This window comes from Phenylobacterium sp., assembly GCF_037138395.1.
In the GTDB taxonomy this organism is placed as follows: Bacteria; Pseudomonadota; Alphaproteobacteria; order Caulobacterales; family Caulobacteraceae; genus Phenylobacterium.
Window position 1 is genome coordinate 1 of sequence record NZ_JBAXIM010000029.1, and the last position, 21,982, is coordinate 21,982.

The following is a 21,982-nucleotide window of genomic DNA, read 5'->3' on the forward strand; positions in this document are numbered from 1 at the left end:
GTCCTGGCCTGCCTGGCCGCCGGATTCATGTCCCTCGACAGTCTGGCGGACCTGTCCAACGTTGGTGCGCTGACGGCCTTTGGCGTGGTCTGCGCGACAGTGATCTACCTCCGCATAGCCTCGCCTGACCTTGAACGCCCCTTCAAGGTTCCGCTCTACCCGGTGGTCCCAATCCTGGGCGTGCTGATGTGTGGCCTGCTGCTGCTCACCCTTATGAGGACGGAGCACACCCGCAACTTCTTCCTCGGCTACCTCGTCATCGGCATCGTGGTTTATTTCGTCTACAGCATGGGCAGCTCGAAGCTGGGACGTGGGATCCTGGTCACGGGTCACGAGGCCGACCCAATGGAACTGCCCCACAAGGGCGACTGACGGAACAATCCGGCCAAACAGAGAGGGCCCCTCCGGATCCGGAGGGGCCCTTTTCATTTCTGTTATTGGGTCTCCAGCGTCCCGGCGGTCAGGCGGTCTCGAGCAGGCTCTGGAAGAGCAGGGCACCGTCCGCCGACCCCAGTTCCGCCTCGAAGGAACGGTCGGGGTGGGGCATCAGCCCAAGGACGTTGCCACCGGTGTTAATCAGCCCGGCGATGTCATTGAGCGAGCCATTGGGATTGTCCGCATAGCGGAAGACCACCTGGCCCTCGCCCTCGACCCGGGAGAGGGTGTCTGCGTCCGCGAAGAAGGCGCCCTCGCCATTGCCTACGGTCATCACCGCCCGGCGACGGCTGCCAAAGGCGCGGGTGAAACGGGTGTCCGGGCGGACGATATCGAGATCCACCGGCTTGCAGACGTATTTCAGCGCCGAATTCCGCAGGAGGGCACCCGGAAGCAAGCCGCTTTCGCAGAGCACCTGGAAGCCGTTGCAGATGCCCACGACCGCTACGCCGCGCTCGGCCGCCTTCCGCACCTCGGGCATGACCGGCGACAGGGCTGCCATGGCCCCACAGCGCAGGTAGTCGCCGTAGGAAAAGCCGCCAGGCAGGACAATCAGGTCCAGGTCCGGGGGCAGGGCGGTCTCTGCATGCCAGACCATATGTACGCTTGCGCCGGTGGAGCGCTCGACGGCGACCTTGCAGTCCCGGTCACAGTTGGATCCCGGAAAGACGACGACGGCGGCCTTCATGGTCAGACGACCTCGATCCGGTAGCCTTCGATGACGGTGTTCGCCAGGAGGGTCTCGCACATCCGGCGCACCTCGCCCTCCGCGGCCGCAGGGTCAGAGCCAGCGAGGTCGAACTCGACTGTCTTGCCGACCCGGACGTCCGAGACACCGCTCCAGCCGAGCCCGTGCAGGGCGTTCTCGACCGCCTTGCCCTGGACGTCGAGGACGCCCGCCTTCAGAAACACATGGACCCTTGCGCGCACTAGTGCAGCCCTCCCCGGATGACGGTCGGCATTTCCTTCATGATGCCCAGGCGGCGGGCCACTTCGGCATAGCCCTCGATCGCATCGCCGAGGTCGCGGCGGAAGAGATCGAGGTCAAGCTTCTCCCGGGTCTGTGAGTCCCAGAGCCGGCAGTTGTCCGGGCTGATGTCGTCGGCCAGGACCACGCGGGCGAAGTCATTCTCCCAGAGCCTTCCGTACTCCACCCGGAAGTCGATCAGCGAGATGCCCACGGCCCCGAAGGCACCGTTCAGGAAGTCGTTAACCCGCAGGGACATGGCCATCATGTCGTCGAGTTCCTGGGTCGAAGCCCAGTTGAAGGCGGTGATGTGCTCCTCGGTCACCATAGGATTCCCGAGCTTTTCGTCCTTCAGGTAAAACTCGATGATCGACCGGGGCAGGGCCTGGCCTTCGGGGATACCGAAGCGCTGCGAAAGCGAGCCCGCAGCGGTGTTTCGCACCACGACCTGAAGGGGAATGATCTCCAGTTCGCGGATCAGCTGTTCGCGCAGGTTGAGCCGTCGGATGAAGTGGTTCTGGACGCCGATCGTGTTCAGCCGGGTCATAAAGTACTCGCTGATCCGGTTGTTCAGCACGCCCTTGCCCTCGAGCACGGCCTGTTTCGCGTTGTTGTAGGCGCTTGCGTCATCCTTGAAGTACTGAATCAGGGTGCCAGGCTCGGGACCCTCGTAGAGAATCTTGCCGTGCCCTTCGTAGATCTTCTTGCGACGGGTACTCATCGGCGCCTTCTCCAGGCCTCAGGGGCGGGACAGGTCTTCCGGAGACAAAAAGGCGCGGGAGCAACGGCCCGCGCACATCCGGACGACTCGACGATCGTGTCCCGCCGAGGCTGCCGCAAACTAGCCGAACCGGGGGGGGTTCGCAAACCGCACTGCTTTCCGTTGCGGACCGGCGGTGCAGCGGATAGACAGCCCCCTCAAAGCCTGTTTGGGAACACCATGACCTCTTTTGAAAATCGTGAGCGCGGGTTCGAGAGCAAGTTTGCCCTCGACCAAGAGCAGGAATTCAAGGCGGCGGCCCGGCGTAATCGCATGCTGGGCGAGTGGGCGGCGGGCCTGATGGGCCTGCAGGGTGATCATGTTGCCGAATACGCCAAGGCGGTGGTCAAGTCCGACCTCGAACTCCCCGGTGAAGACGACGTGCACCGCAAGGTCTTCGAGGACCTCAAGGGTGCGGGCGTGACGGTCTCCGAGGGCGATGTTCGCAACAAGATGGGCGAGTACCTTGCCGTGTCGCGCCAGCAGATCAAGGACGGCAATTAGGAAACCCCGGGGGGCCGCTTAAGGCCCCCGGCGTTGCGGTCTGGGCTCCCCCGTCAGGCCCCCAGGACCCTGGCGAAGACCGTATCGACAGCCTTAAAGTGGTAGCCGAGGTCGAAGAGCTCGGAGAGCTCCGCTGCGTCCAGATGCGGGTGGATGGAGGGATCGGCCTTCAGGAAACCCAGAAAATCGCCCTCGCCTCGCCAGACCTTCATGGCGTTGGTCTGCACCGCCGAATACGCCGCCTCGCGCGACATGCCCTTCTGGGTCAGGGCCAGCAGGACCCGCTGGGAATGCACCAGGCCGCCAAGGCGGTCGAGATTGCGCATCATGTTCTCGGGATAGATCATCAGGCGCTCTACCACGCCCGCAAGGCGACGCAGGGCAAAGTCGAGATGGATGGTCGTGTCCGGTGCGATGGCGCGCTCGACGCTGGAATGGCTGATGTCACGTTCGTGCCAGAGGACAACGTTTTCCAGGGCCGGCGTCACGGCAGAGCGGATCAGGCGGGCCAGGCCCGTGAGGTTCTCGGTCAGGATCGGATTGCGCTTGTGCGGCATGGCGCTGGACCCCTTCTGGCCGGGATCAAAGGGCTCCTCAGCCTCCAGGACCTCAGTGCGCTGGAGATGCCGGATCTCCACCGCCAGGCGCTCTATGGCGCTACCGGCGATAGCGAGGGCGGCGAAGTAGGCGGCGTGGCGGTCGCGAGGGATGACCTGGGTTGAGACGGGCTCCACGGCCAGGCCCATCTTCGTAGCGACGTGGGCCTCCACCTCGGGGGCTACGTTTGCGAAGGTGCCGACGGCGCCCGAGATTGCGCATGTGGCGATCTCGGCCCGGGCGGTCACCAGGCGTTGCCGCGTGCGCTGGAACTCGGCGTAGTGACCGGCCAGCTTCAGGCCAAAGGTGGTGGGCTCGGCGTGAATGCCATGGCTGCGGCCCACGCAGGGGGTCATCCTGTGCTCCAGAGCCCGGCGCTTCAGGGCCGCCAGGACCAGGTCCACGTCCTCGATCAGCAGGTCCGTGGCCCGGGACAGCTGGACTGCCAGGGCGGTGTCATTGACGTCCGAGGACGTCATGCCCTGGTGCAGGAACCGCGCCTCCGGCCCGACCAGCTCAGTGACGTGGGTCAGGAAGGCGATGACGTCATGCTTCACCTCCCGTTCGATCTCGTCGATCCGGTCGACGTTGAAGATCGCACCCCGGCCCTTTTCCCAGATGGTCCGGGCGGCTTCCTTGGGGATCACGCCGAGTTCGGCCATCTTGTCGGCCGCATGGGCCTCGATCTCGAACATGATGGTGAAGCGCGTCTGGGGCTCCCAGATGCGGGCGAATTCGGGGCGGGTGTAGCGAGAGATCATGGTCGGGACTTCTAGGCCTAGGCGGCCGTGGATGCAAAGCCGGCGGCGGGATCAGCCGGCAGAGGAGCCCTTGAGGGTCTCGAGGTAGTACCGTCGGAAGGCGAGGGTGGCCCGGTCGGTGCCCACGGAGTGCTCCTCGGAGGGCGGCGGAACCTCTTTTGGCCAGGAGCTTTCCACCACGTCCCGGTCCTCATCGGCGATCTTTGCGGCATTGCCCTCGAAGAGACCCGTAAAGCCCCTCCACTTCAGGAAGCTGCGCGCGCCGACCACGAAGAGACGGGTGTGGGTGGCGTCAATGGGAACGACCAGGGCGTGGATTTTCAGGCGCATCCGCGGGATCGGGATGTGCAGGGTCATGACGTTCGGGCGGTGGAAGTCCAGCCGGCCGCCACCATCCCGGCCGTCCATGAGGGCGTGGGTCGAGCCGCCGAAGTCGGTGTCTTCCCAGATCACCTCCATCTCGGAGTCCGGCTTCATGTAGCGGCTGACGAACTTCCCGATGGTCTTGCGATGAACAAAGGGCAGGTGCGGACTGTCGAGCATGTTCTCCATGGCCCGGGTCCAGTGGCAGTTCCAGGTCCGCTCGATGATGATCCGCGCCAGGGAGGGATCGGTCAGGGTCTCCGGAACAACGGGCTCGCCGGGCGGCTCCCCTGCAGGGTTGGTGTAGGCCCAGACGAAGTCGCCGATCGCCCGGGCCGGAAGCGCGGTCGCGCCAAGGGTCTCCAGCCGGGCCTTCGGGTTCAGGGGTGCGCCCCGGTTGGTTCCGTCCGTCCCGAACCTCCACCCGTGGAAAGGACACTCCAGGCACCCCTCCGGTGTGATGCGTCCGAGGGAAAGTTTCACACCGCGATGGGGGCACTTGTCGACAAGCACGCCTGGCGTTCCGCCGGAACCGAGGAAGACCGCCAGGCGCTCTCCCGCCACCTGGACGCCCACCGGTCCCTGCGCGAGGCTGCGCAGGGGGACGATGGGAGTCCAGACCCGGGCGAAGTCCCCGAACATCATGCTTCTCCGCGGGCCTTGCGGGCGTCCGCGAGGGCCTTCACCAGACCGATGGAGCCGAGGAAGTAGTGGAAGGCCGCCCACAGGTAGAAGCACAGGGAAATGATCACGCCCGAGCGGGTCGCATCCACCAGGCTGTCATGGCAACGCGCGACCAGTCCAGGCGCCGATCCTGCCGGTGCCAGACCGCCGGGGCAGGCCTTGGCGAAGTTCTCCGCGCCGCCTGCACCGCCCAGCATCTGGCCGATCGAGGCCAGCACGCCGCTCCCCGGGCCATGGTTGAAGTTGAACTGGGCGAAGTGGTCGATCACCCAGCCGGTGAAGGGCGGGCCTCCACCAAGGGCGATCAGGTTCAGGAAGAACAGCATGATGGCCGCAGCGGTCGCCCGGCGACGGCTTTCGACCATGTTCTGGACCACGCCAAAGGTCGGGCCGAGATAGGTGTAGTGGAAGATACCGGGGATCAGGAGGATCAAGGCCGCTGACTGCCAGGAGGGCTGGAGGTAGGCCGTGATGTAGATCGGTGTCGCGATGGCCAGGCCGATGGCCGGGGTCAGCGAGTACCACCGGGGGCTGCGCAGGGCGAGGCGGTCGGTCACCACGCCCCCAAGCAGGGTGCCTATGCCCGCAGAGATGCCGCCCACCAGGCCGGTGATCAGGCCAACCTGGGCATAGTCGAGGCCAAAGGCGCGGGAGAAGTAGGGCGGCACGAACTGGCCCGACCCATAGGATCCGAAGGAGGCGATGGTCACGCCGAGGATCATGTTGAGCACCGGCCACTTGCCGAACAGGGTCTTCACGATGGCCCCTATCTCGCGGAACTCACCGCCCATAGAGAAGGGCGGTTGCGCTACCAGCGAAGCCCCGCCGTCGGCCTCGGAGTGTCCCCGCGGCGGTTCCTTGATCAGGAGCTTGATGGCGATGGCGATAAGTACGCCGGGCAGGCCCACCAGCATGAAGGCGACCCGCCAGGAGAAGTTCTGCGCCAGCCAACCCCCGGCGACCGCACCGACCATGGTCCCGAAAGGGATACCGAAGGCGTAGACTGCCAGGGCGCTCGCCCGCTTCTTAGGCTCGAAATAGTCGCTGATCAGGGAGTGGGCTGGCGGGTTCAGTCCAGCCTCGCCGAAGCCCACCCCGAACCGGTAGGCCGCCAACATGGCGAAGCTCGTCGCCGAGCCGCAGAGGGCGGTGAACCCCGACCAGACGACGATGGCAGCGGTGATGATATTGACCCTGGAGAACCGCTCGGCCAGCCGCGCGATCGGGATCCCGAGGATGGTGTAGAGCAGGGCGAAATAAAGTCCGCCAAGCAGGCCGAGCTGGGTGTCCGTGATCTTCAGGTCAACCTTGATGGCCTGGCCGATCGTGGAAATGATCGTGCGGTCGATGAAGTTGAAGGTGTAGGCCGTGACCAGGAGGGTCAGCACCAGGGATTTGTAGTTGTTCGAATAAACAGGGCGATCCGCTGACGGCAGATCGGCTTCACGTGTGGACATAGACTCTCTTACCCCCTTGGCGGCGACCGCTTTGGTCGAGATTGTCACGGTTCGGCGTCGCAGGGGAAGGGGCCGTCATGGGCCTGCCGGCCGGGATCGGCTAGAAGGCGGAATGATCGAGCAGATCACAGACCCCAAGGATCTACGCATCGCCGACTACCAGGAGGTCCGCGAACGCGACCTCGTGGGTCGGCGAGGGCGCTTCATCGCAGAGGGCGAGGTTGTCCTTCGTGCGCTCCTCGGGAGTTCCCTGGCGCGCCCCGTTTCTCTCCTGGTCACCGATCGCCAGCGGGTGCGGCTGGAACCGCTGATATCGGAGCTTCCCGGCGAAACGCCTGTCTTCGCCGCTTCTCAGACCGTGATGGACGCCATCGTCGGGTTTCCCATCCACAGGGGAATCCTTGCGGTCGGGGAAAGGCTTGCACCGCCCGATCCCTCCACCCTGCTTGCTGGCGTCTCCGGGGACGGCCTGATCCTGGCCCTCTCCGGGATTTCCAACCACGACAACATGGGCGGCCTGTTCCGCAACGCCGCCGCATTCGGCGTCTCGGCGGTGCTGCTCGACGCCAGCTGCTGCGACCCCCTCTACCGGAAGGCGCTCAGGGTGTCGGTGGGCGCTGTCCTGCGGGTCCCCTTCGCCCGGCTGGAGCCCGGCGGCGATCTTGGCACCTGCCTTGAAGCCTCAGGCGTCCGACGGCTGGCCCTCAGCCCGTCAGGCGACCACGCTCTTGGGGACGTCCGGGTCGGCGGTCGTATGGCGGCTCTCTTCGGTGCCGAGGGGCCCGGCCTCTCGCCCGAACTCATGGCGCGGTGTGAAACCGTCCGTATCCCTATGGCCGAGGGGTTTGATTCCCTGAACGTTGCGACGACTTCGGGCATCGTCCTGCACCACCTCTCGACTGCGCGCCGGTCTCAGGAGCCCCTGTCGTGACCGCCCTCGTCGATCGTCCGGAGCTCCGTCTCTTCCTCGCCCTCGGCATTGGCCTCCTGGTCGGCGTCGAGCGCGAGCGCAGCAAGGGCGAGGGACCTGGCCGTCAGGCCGCTGGCCTTCGGACCTTCGCCCTGCTGGGCCTTGTCGGCGGTGGCGCAGGCCTTTCAGGTCAACCCCTTCTGGTCGCCGTTTCGGGCCTCTTCGTGGCCGCCGCCGCGGTAGCTTCCTACCTGCGGACCCGGGTTTCCGACCCCGGACTGACGACCGAGGTGGCCATGTTCGCCACCTTCCTCCTCGGCGTCATAACGGCCACCCAGCCGCAGGGGGCTGTGGCGGCGGGCGTGGTCATGGCGGTTCTGCTGGCGGCCCGCACCCCCCTGCAGCGCCTCGTCAAAGAGGTCCTGAGCGAACGTGAGCTCCGGGACGGTCTGGCCTTCGCCATCGCAGCCCTTGTGGTCCTGCCCCTGCTCCCGGACCGGGCCGTGGACCCCCTTGGCGTGCTCAATCCCTTTGCCCTCTGGCGGCTGGCGGTCGTGATGATGGGGCTGAGCGCCGCCGGCTACGTGGCCCAGCGCCTCGCGGGCTTGCGCAGGGGTCTGATCCTCGCTGGCCTTGCCGGGGGGTTCGTTTCCTCCACGGCCACCATTGCAGCCATGGGACGCCGGGCCCGTGAGACGCCGGAAGTCGCCGGACAGGCCGCCTCGGCGGGGGTGGCATCCATGCTGACCTCGATCCTCTACCTGTGCCTGCTGCTGGCGGCCCTGAGGCCGCAGGTCCTCGTCCTCGTTGGCGTTCCGCTGGCAGTCTCGGCCGCCTGCCTCCTGGCCTATGCGGTAGCTGGTCTCCGGCATGACGCCCCTCCGGATGCCCCTGCACCGACGGGCCGTGCCTTTGACCCTCGCGCCGTCGCCCTCTTCGTCGGCCTGGTGGCAGGCTTTACCCTGATCAGCCAAGGGCTGGAGGGCTGGCTTGGCGACGCCGGGGTCCTTGCGGGTGCGGTGGCGACCGGCCTTGCCGATGCCCACGCCGCAGCCTTGTCCATGGCGAACATGGCGGCAGCCGGGGCGCTGTCGGACCGTACTGCCGCCCTTGGGGTACTGATCGCCCTGGTGACCAACATGCTGGTCAAGGCGCCAACAGCCTGGATCCTCGGAGGTCGCGACTATGGCCTTCGAGTGAGCCTGGGTGCCGTGCTGCTGGCGGCCAGCGCCTTTGGGGCCGCGGTATTCACTGGGCTGGTCCATCTGTGAGCGGCAAAGCTTGTCAAGGATGGCTTGCCACGGCTAGAGCCTAGGCCTCGCCGGTCCCCCGGTTGCATCGACGCGCGAAGTTCAACGGAGACTCCTTATGGCCATTGATGCGGCGACGGTCCGCAAGGTCGCCAGACTGGCCCGGATCGCCGAACCCGAAGCCCGGATCGAACCGCTCGCCCGGGAACTGACCGGCATCATGGCCTGGATCGAACAACTGGCCGAGGTCGATGTCGAGGGGGTGGAGCCCATGACCTCGGCGGTTTCCATGTCTGCGCCCCTCCGCGAAGACGTGGTCACCGAAGGTGGCGACCCTGAGCGCGTCCTGACCAACGCCCCTCGCCGGTCTGGCGACTTCTTCGTCGTTCCCAAGGTGGTCGAGTGATGTCCGGACTTACCGACCTGACCCTAGGCCAGGCCCTCGACGCCCTCGGGACCGGGAAGATTTCGTCCGAGGAACTCACAGGCGCGTACATCGCCGCCATCGAGGCCGCCCGGCCCCTGAACGCCTTCGTCCTCGAGACCCCCGAGAAGGCGCTCGAAATGGCGCGCGCCTCGGACCATCGACGGGCCTCAGCCGAGGCGGGCCCGCTTGATGGGGTTCCTCTCGGGATCAAGGACCTGTTCTGTACCGAGGGCGTGCGGACCACCGCCGGCAGCCGTATCCTCGCCGACTTCACGCCGACCTATGAGTCCACCGTGACCTCCCAGCTTTGGCGCGACGGTGCGGTCATGCTGGGCAAGCTGAACCTGGATGAGTTCGCCATGGGCTCGTCCAACGAGACCTCGGCCTTTGGGCCTGTGGTCAGCCCCTGGCGGCGCCAGGGCGACGATGCGCCCCTTACGCCCGGCGGATCTTCGGGGGGCTCCGCGGCGGCTGTCGCTGCGGGCCTCTGCCTCGGGGCTACGGCCACCGACACCGGCGGCTCGATCCGCCAACCTGCGGCCTTCACGGGCACAGTAGGGATCAAGCCCACCTATGGGCGGTGTTCGCGCTGGGGCGTGGTTGCCTTTGCCTCCTCGCTCGATCAGGCCGGACCCATCGCCCGGACGGTAGAGGACGCGGCCATCCTCCTGAAGTCCATGTCCGGGCATGACCCCAAGGACTCCACCAGCCTGAACACCGAAGTCCCCGACTTCCCGGCCTTCATCGGAAAGTCGGTCAAGGGGCTCCGGATCGGCATACCTAAGGAGTACCGGGTCGAGGGCATGTCCCCCGAAATCGACGCGCTCTGGGAGCAGGGGATCGCCTGGCTTCGCGACGCTGGGTGCGAGATCGTCGAGGTTTCCCTCCCACACACCCGCTATGCCCTGCCGGCCTATTACATCGTTGCCCCCGCGGAGGCATCCTCCAACCTCGCCCGCTACGATGGCATGCGATACGGCCTCAGGGTCGAGGGCGGGAACCTGACGGACACCTACGAGAAGTCCAGGGCTGCGGGCTTTGGCGAAGAGGTCAAGCGGCGGATCCTGATCGGCACCTACGTCTTGTCGGCCGGCTACTACGACGCCTACTACCTGCGTGCCCTCAAGGTGCGCCGGCGCATTGCCGATGACTTCACGGAGGCTTTCGGCAAGGTCGATGCCCTGCTGACGCCCACGGCACCCTCCGCCGCCTTTGCCCTCGGCGAGAACGCCGAGGACCCGGTGGCCATGTACCTGAACGATATCTTCACGGTGACCGTGAACCTGGCTGGCCTACCGGGAATGAGCGTTCCGGCGGGGCTGGACGCCCAGGGCTTGCCCCTCGGCCTGCAGCTGATCGGCCGCCCCCTCGACGAGGGCCTGCTGTTCTCACTGGGCGGCGCCATCGAGAAAGCGGCGGGCTTCTCGTCGAAGCCCGCGCGCTGGTGGTAACCCCTTAGGGGGCTTACTGCGACGAAGTCTTGCCAGCCGGGGCCGAGCCCTGGGGGGCCGCATTCAGGGCGGTCTGGATGGCCGCAAGCTTCTCGTCCGACAGAGCGCCGCCAGACATGGGCTGTAGCTGGCGAAGGGTCATGCCCTTGAACTGCTCGTAGGCCGGGTGCTGGGTCATGCCCGGCATTTCCTTGTCGAGGACAGCCTTGGAGGCGGGATCGGCAACGAGCTCGGCGATCGGGGTTGCGTCGACCGACTTCTTGCCATCTGCAAGGGCGGGAATGGCGGCAAAGGCGAGGGACAGGCCGGCCAGGCCGGCGATCAGGGTTTTCTTCATTTTGGTCTCCAGGCACGCGGGGTCCTTCCCGGGCTCTGGGGTCGGAGGTTGAAGACAGACTGGCCGGGAGCGCAAGAGGCTTTCGCAGGGAACTCGCCCGATCTAAACAGGGTGTATGAGCGAAGCATCAAAATTGATCGAAGGCCGGACCGGGCCGTGGGAAATCGTATTGGGCCTCGAGGTTCACGCCCAGGTGGCCTCCCAGGCCAAGCTTTTCTCCGGCGCAGCCGTCGGCTTTGGGGCAGGTCCCAATGCGCAGGTCAGCCTCGTGGACGCAGCCATGCCTGGCATGCTGCCGGTTCTGAACGGGTTCTGCGTCGAGCAGGCGGTCCGCACTGGGCTGGGCCTGGGCGCACAGATCAACCTGACCAGCCGGTTCGACCGTAAAAACTATTTCTATCCCGACCTGCCCCAGGGCTACCAGATCAGCCAGTTCAAGGATCCCATCGTCGGCGAGGGCGAGGTCCTGGTGGAACGTGACGACGGGACCAGCTTCACCGTGGGTATCGAGCGCCTGCATCTCGAGCAGGACGCCGGCAAGAGCCTCCACGACCAGGATCCCGATTCGACCTTTGTGGATCTGAACCGGTCCGGCACGGCCCTGATGGAGATCGTCTCCCGGCCGGACATGCGCTCGTCGGAAGAGGCAGCGGCCTACGTCAAGAAACTCCGCACTATCCTCATCTATCTCGGCACCTGTGATGGCGACATGGAGAAGGGCAACCTGCGCGCCGACGTCAACGTCTCGGTCCGCAGGCCCGGCGAGGGCCTTGGCACCCGCTGCGAGATCAAGAACGTCAACTCCTACCGTTTCATCCAGCAGGCCATCGAGTACGAGGCCCGCCGCCAGATCGAGATCCTCGAGGATGGCGGCCACATCCACCAGGAAACCCGTCTGTTCGACCCGGTGAAGGGCGAGACCCGCTCCATGCGGTCAAAGGAAGACGCCAATGACTACCGCTACTTCCCCGATCCGGACCTGCTTCCCCTGGTTCTGGACCCGGCCTGGGTGAAGGCGATCGAGGCCAGCCTGCCCGAACTCCCCGACGCCAAGAAGGCGCGCTTCCAGGAACAGTACGGGCTCACCGCCTACGACGCGGGCGTGCTGATCAGCGAGCAGGCCCGGGCCGACTATTACGAGGCCGCTGCGGCAGGTCGGGACGCCAAGCTGGTGGCCAACTGGGTCACCAATGACCTGGCCGCCCGCCTGACGGCCGCCGGAACGCCCATCGCCGAGAGCCCGATCGCGCCGGATGAGATCGCCGAGCTTGTCGCCCTGATCGAGGAGGGCGTGATCTCCTCCAAGATCGCCAAGGATGTCTTCGAGCGCATGTGGGCGGGGGACGGACGTCCCCGGGCGGTCGTCGAGGCCCAGGGCCTGCAGCAGGTTTCGGACACCGGCGCCCTGGAGGCCCTGGTCGAGCAACTGATCGCCGAAAACCCGGGTCAGGCGGCTGCGGTCCGCGAGAAGCCCCAGGCCATCGGCTGGTTCGTCGGCCAGGTCATGAAGGCGACCGGGGGCAAGGCCAATCCCGCTGCCGTGAACCAGATCCTCAGGTCCAAGCTCGGGGCCTGAAGCCACCGACAGGGAGACGCGCCATGGCATCGGCATTCGAGACGGCCTGGACCTGCTTCGAGGTGACCCTCCAGGATCGGGTGGCGCACATCCGCCTCAACCGACCCGACGCCTTCAACGCCATGAACCGGGCGTTCTGGAATGAACTGCCAGCCATCGTCGACGACATCAGCGACAACGCCCGGGCCCGGGTGATCGTGATCTCCGCCGCTGGACGCCATTTCTCGGCCGGCATGGACCTGCAGAACTTTGACGGGGTCGGCGGCGGTTCCGGCCAGGTTCGCGCCGATATCGCCGGGGAGGCCTCCCGGGCCCACCTGGAGTCGCTGCAGGATACGTTTTCCTGCCTCGACCGCGCCCGGATGCCGGTCATCGTCGCGGTGCAGGGCGCCTGCGTCGGGGGCGGTGTCGACCTGACCTCGGCCTGCGACATCCGTTACGCCAGCGCCGACGCCTTCTTCTGCATCCAGGAGATCAACATCGGCATGACCGCCGATGCCGGCACCTTCCCCCGCCTCTGCCGCCTCATCCCGCAGGGCTGGGTGCGTGAGCTGGCCTATACCGGTCGACGCCTCCCGGCCGAGGCGGCTCAGGCGATCGGCCTGGTCAATACGGTCCTGCCGGATCCGGAGACCCTCTTGGCCCATGCCCTTTCCACCGCCCGGGAGATCGCCTCCAAGTCGCCCCTGGCGGTGGCTGGATCCAAGGTGATGATCAACTACGCCCGGGAGCACGACACGGAGACCGCCCTGGAGTACCTGCGGGTCTGGCAGACGGGCATGTTCCCTTCGGCCGACATGGCCGAGACTTTCAAGGCCCGGCAGGACGGGCGAGAGCCGGATTTCCCGGACCTTCGGCCCGTCCGGCGGGGCATGTAGGACCGCCTCAGCGCGCCGGGGCCGCCGTCCAGAGGTCCAGCCAGTCCATGACCTCATCGTGCCACTGGACCGAGTTTTGCGGCTTCAGGATCCAGTGGTTCTCGTCCGGGAAGGTCACGAACCGGCTTTCGATCCCCCGGCGCTGCAGGGCGGTGAAGGTCGCCAGGCCCTGCTCAAGAGGCACGCGGTAGTCTTTCTGGCCATGGATGACGAGCATGGGCCGGGTCCAGGCCCCGACCTTGGTCACCGGGTTGAACCTCTCGTAGCCCGCTGGGTCGTCGTGTGGCATGCCGCCGTTCTCCCACTCGGTGAACCAGATTTCCTCCGTGGAGTAGGCCATGGCGCGGGTGTCGAAGAGGCCGGAGTGGTTCACCAGGCATTTCCACGGCTTGCTCCAGTTCCCAGCAATCCAATTGACCATATAGCCGCCATAGGAGCCTCCGAGGGCGCAGGCCCGGTCGCCGTCCAGCCAGGGGAAGCGTTCGAGGGCTGCGGTCCAACCCTTTTGCAGGTCTTCCAGCGGGCGGTCGCCCCAGTGTCGCGAGATGGCGTCGGTGAAGGCCTGGCCGTACCCCGTCGACCCGTGGAAATCGATCATGACCACGGCGTAGCCTCGGCCAGTGTAGGTCTGGGCATTCCAGCGATAGTGCCAGAGGTTCCCGAAGGATCCCTGCGGCCCACCGTGGATCAGGAAGGCAACCGGGAACTTCTGGCCCGGCCGCGCACCTGGCGGACGGACTACGTATCCGTAGACCGTTTCCCCGTTCCAGCCGGTGAAGGCGAACTGGGTGGGCTCGCCCATTCCCATACCGGCCATTCGTTCGGCGTTGAGGCGGGTCATTTGGACGGCGTTGCGGCCGTCGGCGTCGGCACGCCAGACCTGGGCGGGGGCGGTCAGGCTGTCTTGCGTGAAGACCAGGCCTGTTCGGCTGACGTCGTATTCCCCGACGTGTCCCTCGCCAGTGACCGAGAATGGGAATCCGCCACGCCGGGCGTCGAATGCAAAGAGACGCTGCTGGCCCTGGTCCTGGGCCGGGACGTAGAGACGGCGACCATCGGGCGACCACCTGAGGGCTTCGGCCGAGCGGTCCCAGCCGGGCGCAAGTTCCCGGGTCCGCCCTGTGGCGAGGTCGCGCACCATGATCCCGTTCCGGTCAGCCTCGAAGCCGGGTCGCTTCATGGCCAGCCAGGCGAGGGTCCGACCATCCGGCGACAGGACCGGCGCGGAGTCGGCGGCAGGATTGCCTGGGGTCAGGTTGACGGGCGCGGTCCCACCGGAGACCGGGACCTGGAAAAGATCGAAATTCGTGCTCCAGGCCTCTGTCTTCCCAGCGATCTTGGCAGAAAAAATCACCGACTTCCCATCCGGTGTCAGAGCGAAGTCGTCCTCGCCGCCAAAGGGCCTTCCCGGAACGTCGGCGTCCAGGCCCGCCGTCAGGGCGACGGCTTCCCCGGTCGTAACACCGGCGACCGGGTCGAGCGGAAGGGCGAAGAGCTGGTTTCGGGTTCCGTCCGCCCAGGTGTCCCAGTGGCGCACGAAGAGGCGATCGTAGACCCGTCCTGACGGGATGGCCGGCGCCGCGAGGCGGTCGGAGGTGCATTTCAGGGAAGCGCAGTCGGGAAAGACGGACAGGCCAATCACCAGAGTCCGGCCATCATTTGAAAGGCGGTAGGCCTCCACGCCCAGGGGCAGGCGCGTGACCTGCTGGGGAGAGCCACCTGCGGAGGGCGCGCGCCAGACCTGGTTGGAGCCCGAGCGGCTGGAGAGGAAGTAGATCCAGCGGCCGTCGGCGCTCCAGCGGGGGGAGCCGACGCCTTCGCCGATCCCGGCGACAGGCTCGGGCGTCGCCGCCTTCGCGGACAGGTTCACCCGCCACAGGACGGTGCGGCCGCGGTCAGCCTCCCAGTCTGTACGGCGGACGACGAAGAGTGCGGAGCCACCGTCCGGTGCGGTCCGGACCTCGGAGATCCGATCTAGCATGACCAGATCCTTGGCCGTGAAGCCCCGGGCCTCCGCCGCCTGGGCTCCCGCGGGCGCGGCGAAGATGGCAGCGAGGGCGAGTGCGGTCAGGGCGATGCGCATGTGTCAGGTCTCCGGCGGGGATCCACTCTGATCTTAGCACGCCCTGACCCGGGGAAGGAGGACGTTGCGCCGCGCCGCCGCCTTCGGCTAAGAGAGGCGCTCCCCGCCGGGGACTGGTGACGTGGCCGAGTGGCTGAAGGCAACGGTTTGCTAAATCGTCATACCCGAAAGGGTATCCAGGGTTCGAATCCCTGCGTCACCGCCACCCAGCCTGCTGGCATAGTCCTTCTTTTGCTAGCGCCGGAATCTTTCGGTCTGTAGTGAATTTAAGCCTCGATTGTAGTTCTGCGGGCTTCACGAGGGTTGCTTCAAGGATATCGAGCAAGAATTTCGACCTCTGCGGATTTCGCCCAGTCTCACTCTGGGTTGGGAGTGGGTATGTCAGGAACGGAAGTGAATTCGCAGGATGATGCGCCTCAGCCTGCGTTCGAATCAGAACAGCAAGGTGAGAACAGTCTCCTTGCTGGGACCATGCAGGCAGCGCTGGCGCTTGCGCGAGACCGACTTCTCGACCGGTCTCTGCGAAATAGGCTCATCAATACCCCTCTGAAATCGAGCAAGGCGCGGCAGGTCCGCGTATTCGATGAACTGAGCGACAAGGTCTTCGCCCGCCTCCGTAGTAAAGGCGTATTTTCGTTTATACATGGCCGCGGCGACGATGCTGAAGATCAACACCAGGTCGAGGTTGCCGGGTCGGGCTCGGGCTCCGATCGCCTCTCCGACAGCAAGCTTCAAACACAGATGACGTTGGATGGGCTGCAGAAGCGCCTTCTAAGCCTCTACCATGAAGGGCGCACGCTTGAGGAGGAGCAAGGCGTCAACGTCCTGTTCCTTGCGCTCGGATTCCTTGAGTGGCGTGAAGACGCCAAATCCCAGGTCGAGCGGTTCGCTCCACTCTTGCTGCTGCCGGTCGAGTTGATCCGGGAGGGCGCGCGGGACCGGTTTAAACTCCGGGTTCGTGATGAGGACCTGATCACGAACATAAGCCTGCAGGCTTGGCTAAAGGAGGAGTTCCGGGTCGAGCTTCCCGAGATTCCGGAGCGCGATGAGTGGAGTCCAAGTGACTACTTCGACGACGTTGCAAGGGCGGTTGAAGGCCTGAAAGGCTGGCGGGTCCACCAAAATGAAGTGCTCCTCGGTTTCTTCTCCTTCTCAAAATTCCTGCTCTGGCGGGATCTAAAGCCGGAAAGCTGGGGCGATGGCATCTTGCTGGGGAACGGCCTCCTCAAGCAGCTATTGCTGCGCGACTTTGGTGAAGATGAGATCGTGGATACGCCTCTGATCGCTCATGACGATCGGCTTGATCAGGTCTTTTCACCTGCCGAACTGATCCATGTCACGGACGCGGATAGTTCCCAGGCAATCGCGATCCAGGAGGTTCTGGCCGGCAAGAACCTAGTGATCCAGGGACCGCCGGGTACCGGGAAGTCGCAGACCATCACCAACATAGTCGCTGGCGCTGTGGCCGGCGGGAAATCCGTTCTGTTCGTCGCTGAGAAGATGGCGGCGCTGGACGTCGTGCACGAACGGTTGGCTACGGCGAAGCTGGGCCCCATCTGCCTCGAACTTCACAGCCGCAAGTCGTCGAAGGCCTCTGTGCTCGAACAGCTTCGGAAAGGGCAGAATACCGCACCTCCACCGATGTGGGCCGAGTCAGCTTTCGCCGAACTCGGTGAGACGCAACAGCGGCTTCGCAGCCACTCCGACCTGCTTCACACTCCGGATTCAACTGGCTTTACCCCCTTCAAGCTCATGGGCGAGATTTCGCTCCTGAAGGGGGCTGGGGCGCCGACGCCAGACTTCGAACTCTCCAGCGCCGCGGAATGGACCCAGGTCCAGGTTGACGAGGTCCGGCGCGAGACGTCGCTGGTTGCCGGTCGCCTTCTGACTTGTGGGACCCCAGCGCTTCATCCTTGGCGGGGGGTGGGCATTCCAGCGCCAGACCCGCTGGTCCGTGACCGTCTCAGACCGCAGGTCGCACGGTGCCGGGACACCGCGTCAGCGCTTGTGGAGCAGGTCGATGCAGTTCGCCAAAGACTTCCAATTTCTGGTGAACTCACATTCCGCCGTGAGGCGGAGTGGCTGGATGCGCTCGGTCTGCTCGCGGTTCGCCCGACCGGATTCGAGGAGATCATCGCCGATGGTCGTTGGCGCGTCGTCCTCGCGGAGATTGGTGTCGCGGTCCAGAACGGGCTCCGTCTCGCCACTCTTGAGGCGGTTGTCGGTCAGGCCTTCCGTCCAAGCGCGCTTGAGCGGGACTGGTCGCGGGTCCGGGTTGAAATCGCGGGCCGCGGCGACTCAATCTTCAGGTTCCTCTCGAAGTCATACCGGGATGCCGTCGCAGACGTGCGCGGGCACTGGAATGGTTCCTGGCCGAAACAAAATCGGGTCCGCCTGAGTAAGCTCGACGCCCTGATTGAACTCAAGCAGGTCCAAGCCACGATCCTTTCGGCTGGTGAAAGGGTAGGTCCGGCGCTTGGGTTGCACTGGCGCGGCCTCCAGTCGGACTGGGAGCGATTAGCGGAACTGGCCGCTTGGTTGCCGAGACTGGTTCATGCGGAAGAGGTTGTCGGTACCCGCTTTCCGTTACTCCCTTCCAAAGAGGCTCAGGACCTCGCGGATCGCCTTCGGCATGTCGCCGAGGCTGCGGAGGCCGCCTTTGGCGATGCGGTCGAAGCCCTGAAATTGGACCTAAATCTTACCTTCGAGAGGCCCGAACTGCGGGAGGTTCCGTACGGGCTCCTGCTTGCGACGGCGATTCAGTGGTCTGAGAAATTCGAGTTCCTGGTCGACTGGACTGCGGCGCGGGACGGTTTGAGTTGGCTTCGGCAGCTCGGCTGTCTCCGGCTTGCGGAAGGCGCCTACGCCGGTGAAGTCACACCCGTCCAGCTCGAGCCGATCCTGGCCCTGGCGATCTTCGAGGCGAAGTGGAATCGACTTCGCTCACAAAGTCCGGAGCTTGGCGAAGGGCTGGGGGATGAACTGGATCGTCTCGTCAAGCGGTTCAGGACTGCGGATAAAGACGGGATTCGGCTGGCGTCGGATCAGGTCTCCCGAGCCCATATCGACCGGCGTCCGACGGGTACGATGGGCGCGATGGGCATCCTTGCCGATGAGCTCAGGAAGCAACGCAATCACATGCCTGTGCGCAAGCTGATGCTGAAGGCTGGCGAAGCGGTGCAGCGCATCAAGCCCATTTTCCTAATGAGCCCGCTATCGGTTGCCCAGTATGTGCAGCCCATGTCCTTGGAATTTGATCTCCTCGTCATCGACGAGGCGAGCCAGGTGCGTCCTGAGGATGCCCTCGGCGCAATCGCGCGCTGCCGGCAGTTCGTGGTCGTGGGTGATGACCGTCAGTTGCCTCCGACCAACTTCTTCAACCGCGTCATCAATGATGACGGTCCGGATGACGAAGAGGATGACGCACCGAATGGCGCGCCCCGCAAGGCGGTCATCAAGGATGTTGAGAGCATTCTGAATCTCTGCGCACCGCGATTCCCGGCGCGGATGCTGAGGTGGCACTACCGCAGCGAGCATCCCGCGCTGATCGCGACCTCGAACAGAAACTTCTACGGCGGCGAACTCATGCTGCCGCCCTCAATCGTCGCTGGCACCACGGACGGGGATACCGGCCTGGTCTTCCGGCCTGTACCCGAGGGCGGTTATGAGCGTGGCAAGACGGCGCGAAATGAAGTCGAGGCGGGTCTGATCGCAAGGGCGGCGCTCGAACACGCACGGCGCCACCCGGAGTTGTCCCTCGGCATCGGCGCCTTTTCGGTGGCACAGCGTGACTGTATCCGCGACCAGATTGACCATCTTGCCCGGAAGCATCCGGAGCTTGAGGCTCTGATGAAGCCGTCCGGCGACCGGAAGGAGCTCTTCATCAAGAACCTGGAGAATATCCAGGGCGACGAGCGGGACGTCATCTTCATTTCCGTGGGCTATGGTCGGGACGCCAACGGGAAACTCACCCAGAACTTTGGACCCGTGGGGCGTGATGGGGGCGAGCGCCGCCTGAACGTGTTGATCACCCGCGCCCGGAAGCGGTGCGAGGTGTTTTCCTCGATCCTGGCCGAGGACATTCGCCTCGACGGCGCCAGCAAGCCGGGCGTCCGGGCCCTGAAAGAATACCTGAAGCTCGCCAAGGACGGTTATGCGGCTATCGCCCTGGAGACCGAACGAGGCTTCGACTCTCCATTCGAGGAAGATGTGGCGCAGGCTGTGCGCGGCCTTGGCTTTGATGTTCGACCTCAGGTTGGCATGGCCGGCTTCTTCATCGATCTTGCCGTGATCGATCCCCGCGACGAGGGTCGCTACCTGCTCGGTATTGAGTGTGATGGGGCGGCCTACCATTCATCCCGCTACGCCCGGGACCGGGATCGTTTGCGGCAGCTGATCCTTCAGAACCGGGGCTGGCGGCTGCATCGCATCTGGTCAAAGGACTGGTTCTACAAGCGCGAGCGAGAAATTGAGAAAATCCGCGAGGCAATCCAGGAGGCGCTTGCGGGCGAACGGTCGGCTGCATCCGATGATCCACAGGCGTCGGATCCGGACGCGGATCACAGCAATCAGGTAGACGGCGATGCCGGGGAGGGGGCGTTCGACCCGTCTGTCGGACCTCATCGTCTTGATCCTTACCTGAAGGCCGAGTTCCGCGTGGCGAACGGCGCAACCAAACCGCAGGATTTTGGCCTCGCCCAGGTCGCTGCCTGGATGCTTCGCATCGTGGAGCAGGAATACCCCATCCATTCGGAGGAGGCGGGTCGCCGGCTTGCCGCGATTTGTGGCCTGCAGCGTGCAGGCAACGTCGTCCAGCAGACAGCGCTTCGAGCGCTCCTGCACTGCGAACGGTCTGGTGAAGTGTCGTCTGAAGGCGATTTCTGGAGTCTGCCCAGCGCCACGATCCTCGGGAGAGACCGCGGGCAACTGGCCGCCTCGGACACTGTGCGCAAGCCAGCGATGATCGCGCCCGTCGAATTCGAGGCCGCAGCTCGCCACGCTCTGCAGGAAAACCTTTCCATGACGGAGGCGGAACTCATCATGGAGACCGCCCGGCTTCTGGGGTTTGCCCGCACCGGGCCAGATCTTCGCTCGGCAATCGAGCAAGCGATCACCGAACGCCTGCTTCCAAAACTGGCCCGCGACCATCTTGGGAGGCTGAAAGCGCCCGTCTGATCGGGCCAGCGCTTGAAACGTCCTGAGGCGGCTCAAACTGGAGAGCCGTTAGCTCCCGCCGGCCTCAGCCCCAGGGCGTCGATCTCCGCCATCTCCGCGTCGGAATAGGGCCCGTCGGCCTCCGCCTTAAGGCAGAGGGACAGTTCCGACCGGTTCTTGACCCCCAGCACCACCACGTCGAAGTCGGGCAGGGACAGGGCGTAGCGGTGCGTCGCATAGGCCGGGTCCACCCCCCAGCGGGCGCACAGGGCCCGGAAGGGGGCAGCCCGCTCATAGTCGCGCCGGTCGGGGTTGTTGGGCGACAACTCCCGGTCAACCTTTGCCGTCAGGGCGCCGGCCTGGGCGGCCCGGATGCCCATGACGCCCAGGCCCGCCGCCTTGGCCGCCCGGGCGATCTGCCGCGGTCTGGCGGGCTCGGCATAGCGTTTCAGGGCGCCGGGGCTGTCCATCAGGTTGGCGATCACCTGCACCACCGAGGGGCGGACGGGATGGTCGAGGGCGTCCAGCACCGCGTCCGGGACGCCGATCCCGGTGACCCCCCAGTGCCCGATCTTGCCCTTGGCCTTCAGCGCCTCCATGGCCGGGACGACCTCCTCGACATAGATCGACAGGGCGGTGGAGAACTGGGCCTTGGCGCTGTCGCCAAAGGCGTAGGCGAACCCGTCCCGGTGCAGATTGGAATGCAGGAAGAAGAGGTCGATGCGGCCAAGGCGCATGGCGGCAAGGCTGGCGTCCACCGAGGCCTCCAGGGCCGCCGCTGCCGTGCCGGGCACCGGCGATCCGAGTTGGTGCTTGGTGGTGAACTTCACCCCCGGCGGGGGGCGACCTTCGAAGGCCGCGCCGATGAACTTCTCGGCATTGTTGTACATGGGCGCGCAGTCGATGAGGGTGATCCCGGCGTCGACGGCTGCGTGAAGGGTGGCCAGGGCCTCCTCGCGCGGGGTCTCCCCCCAGATCTGGCCGATCCCGCCACCCAGGCTCAGGCGGCTGACGTCTCCCAGTCCGCCCAGCTTCGTCGTCCGCATGTCGCACCCTCCCACCTAGATCCTGGAAACAGGGTTCCCGGAATTCGGGCCCGGAGGCAATGCGCAAAGGCGAGCCTGGCCTTCGACCAGGGGTGGGGAGGCCGCCGCAGCCGCAGCCGCCGCCGTAGCAGGTTCAGTCGCCGGCCAAGGTCTGGCCGTAGCCACGGGCCTTCAGTCGAAGTTCAGCTGGAGTGGCGTGGCCCTGGCGGCGCTCTCCGGTATTACAGTGACAGTGTATGAAATATTCTATCTATCGGCCGAGCCAGGGGTTTCCGGAGCGTGAAGACCACCCAAAGCTGATCGAGCGCCTTGCAAGGCTCGGTTATCGGGCTGACCCAAAGG

At 65.4% G+C, this 21,982-nt stretch carries 18 protein-coding genes and 1 tRNA gene; 10 read left to right on the forward strand and 9 right to left on the reverse strand.

Annotation, left to right across the window (positions count from 1 at the left end; all coding sequences use genetic code 11):
- A partial coding sequence (locus WCJ52_RS03745) for an amino acid permease C-terminal domain-containing protein (protein ID WP_336901961.1) occupies positions 1-372 on the forward strand: 372 nt, incomplete at its 5' end.
- Between the two features lie 88 nt (positions 373-460).
- Here the strand turns inward: WCJ52_RS03745 and purQ are convergent.
- Genes purQ through WCJ52_RS03760 form a run of 3 tightly spaced genes read right to left on the reverse strand, consistent with a single transcriptional unit; the run spans position 461 to position 2,123 of the window.
- Positions 461-1,123: a phosphoribosylformylglycinamidine synthase subunit PurQ gene (gene purQ / locus WCJ52_RS03750; RefSeq protein WP_336901962.1), complete on the reverse strand. Its 663-nt coding sequence runs from the start codon at positions 1,121-1,123 to the stop codon at positions 461-463.
- A gap of 2 nt (positions 1,124-1,125) precedes the next feature.
- Complete coding sequence (gene purS / locus WCJ52_RS03755) at positions 1,126-1,365, reverse strand: phosphoribosylformylglycinamidine synthase subunit PurS (RefSeq protein WP_336901963.1); 240 nt, start codon at positions 1,363-1,365, stop codon at positions 1,126-1,128.
- Positions 1,365-2,123: a phosphoribosylaminoimidazolesuccinocarboxamide synthase gene (locus WCJ52_RS03760; RefSeq protein WP_336901964.1), complete on the reverse strand. Its 759-nt coding sequence runs from the start codon at positions 2,121-2,123 to the stop codon at positions 1,365-1,367. The genes purS and WCJ52_RS03760 overlap by 1 nt, the downstream gene beginning before the upstream one ends.
- 219 nt (positions 2,124-2,342) lie before the next feature.
- On the opposite strand from WCJ52_RS03760, the gene WCJ52_RS03765 reads away from it, so the two are divergent.
- A complete protein-coding gene (locus WCJ52_RS03765; RefSeq protein ID WP_336901965.1) occupies positions 2,343-2,666 on the forward strand; it encodes a DUF1476 domain-containing protein in 324 nt (107 codons plus the stop codon).
- Between the two features lie 53 nt (positions 2,667-2,719).
- Here the strand turns inward: WCJ52_RS03765 and purB are convergent, their stop codons facing one another.
- Genes purB through WCJ52_RS03780 form a run of 3 tightly spaced genes read right to left on the reverse strand, consistent with a single transcriptional unit; the run spans position 2,720 to position 6,528 of the window.
- Positions 2,720-4,024 carry an adenylosuccinate lyase gene (gene purB / locus WCJ52_RS03770; RefSeq protein ID WP_336901966.1) on the reverse strand — a complete coding sequence of 435 codons (1,305 nt, stop codon included), beginning with the start codon at positions 4,022-4,024 and terminating at the stop codon, positions 2,720-2,722.
- 51 nt (positions 4,025-4,075) lie between these two features.
- A complete protein-coding gene (locus WCJ52_RS03775; protein ID WP_336901967.1) occupies positions 4,076-5,029 on the reverse strand; it encodes an aromatic ring-hydroxylating dioxygenase subunit alpha in 954 nt (317 codons plus the stop codon).
- Positions 5,029-6,528, reverse strand: coding sequence for an MFS transporter (locus tag WCJ52_RS03780; protein WP_336901968.1), 1,500 nt, complete (start codon positions 6,526-6,528; stop codon positions 5,029-5,031). Before WCJ52_RS03780 ends, WCJ52_RS03775 begins: the two co-directional genes overlap by 1 nt.
- A gap of 112 nt (positions 6,529-6,640) precedes the next feature.
- Here WCJ52_RS03780 and WCJ52_RS03785 point away from each other — a divergent pair, with 112 nt between their 5' ends.
- From WCJ52_RS03785 to gatA, 4 genes are all read left to right on the forward strand, one after another.
- Complete coding sequence (locus WCJ52_RS03785; protein WP_336901969.1) at positions 6,641-7,459, forward strand: RNA methyltransferase; 819 nt, start codon at positions 6,641-6,643, stop codon at positions 7,457-7,459.
- Positions 7,456-8,709: a DUF4010 domain-containing protein gene (locus WCJ52_RS03790; protein ID WP_336901970.1), complete on the forward strand. Its 1,254-nt coding sequence runs from the start codon at positions 7,456-7,458 to the stop codon at positions 8,707-8,709. Before WCJ52_RS03785 ends, WCJ52_RS03790 begins: the two co-directional genes overlap by 4 nt.
- A gap of 97 nt (positions 8,710-8,806) precedes the next feature.
- Positions 8,807-9,094: an Asp-tRNA(Asn)/Glu-tRNA(Gln) amidotransferase subunit GatC gene (gatC, locus tag WCJ52_RS03795; protein ID WP_336901971.1), complete on the forward strand. Its 288-nt coding sequence runs from the start codon at positions 8,807-8,809 to the stop codon at positions 9,092-9,094.
- Entirely contained in the window at positions 9,094-10,566 is a 1,473-nt protein-coding gene (gene gatA / locus WCJ52_RS03800; RefSeq protein WP_336901972.1) for an Asp-tRNA(Asn)/Glu-tRNA(Gln) amidotransferase subunit GatA, read from the forward strand. The genes gatC and gatA overlap by 1 nt, the downstream gene beginning before the upstream one ends.
- A gap of 13 nt (positions 10,567-10,579) precedes the next feature.
- Here the strand turns inward: gatA and WCJ52_RS03805 are convergent, their stop codons facing one another.
- Complete coding sequence (locus WCJ52_RS03805; protein WP_336901973.1) at positions 10,580-10,903, reverse strand: hypothetical protein; 324 nt, start codon at positions 10,901-10,903, stop codon at positions 10,580-10,582.
- Positions 10,904-11,018: 115 nt separating this feature from the next.
- Between WCJ52_RS03805 and gatB the strand changes: the two genes are divergently transcribed.
- Positions 11,019-12,479, forward strand: a complete 1,461-nt coding sequence (gene gatB / locus WCJ52_RS03810; RefSeq protein WP_336901974.1) for an Asp-tRNA(Asn)/Glu-tRNA(Gln) amidotransferase subunit GatB — start codon at positions 11,019-11,021, stop codon at positions 12,477-12,479.
- 23 nt (positions 12,480-12,502) lie between these two features.
- Positions 12,503-13,357 (forward strand): crotonase/enoyl-CoA hydratase family protein, encoded by an 855-nt coding sequence (locus tag WCJ52_RS03815; RefSeq protein WP_336901975.1) that lies wholly within the window; start codon positions 12,503-12,505, stop codon positions 13,355-13,357.
- Positions 13,358-13,364: 7 nt separating this feature from the next.
- Here WCJ52_RS03815 and WCJ52_RS03820 read toward each other — a convergent pair whose 3' ends face one another.
- Positions 13,365-15,440, reverse strand: a complete 2,076-nt coding sequence (locus tag WCJ52_RS03820; protein ID WP_336901976.1) for a S9 family peptidase — start codon at positions 15,438-15,440, stop codon at positions 13,365-13,367.
- A gap of 115 nt (positions 15,441-15,555) precedes the next feature.
- Here WCJ52_RS03820 and WCJ52_RS03825 point away from each other — a divergent pair.
- Positions 15,556-15,645 (forward strand) — tRNA-Ser (locus tag WCJ52_RS03825).
- A 173-nt stretch (positions 15,646-15,818) separates the two neighbouring features.
- Entirely contained in the window at positions 15,819-20,615 is a 4,797-nt protein-coding gene (locus WCJ52_RS03830) for a DUF3320 domain-containing protein (RefSeq protein WP_336901977.1), read from the forward strand.
- 32 nt (positions 20,616-20,647) lie between these two features.
- On the opposite strand, the gene WCJ52_RS03835 is transcribed toward WCJ52_RS03830, so the two are convergent.
- A complete protein-coding gene (locus WCJ52_RS03835) occupies positions 20,648-21,640 on the reverse strand; it encodes an aldo/keto reductase (RefSeq protein WP_336901978.1) in 993 nt (330 codons plus the stop codon).
- Between the last annotated feature and the right edge of the window lie 342 nt (positions 21,641-21,982).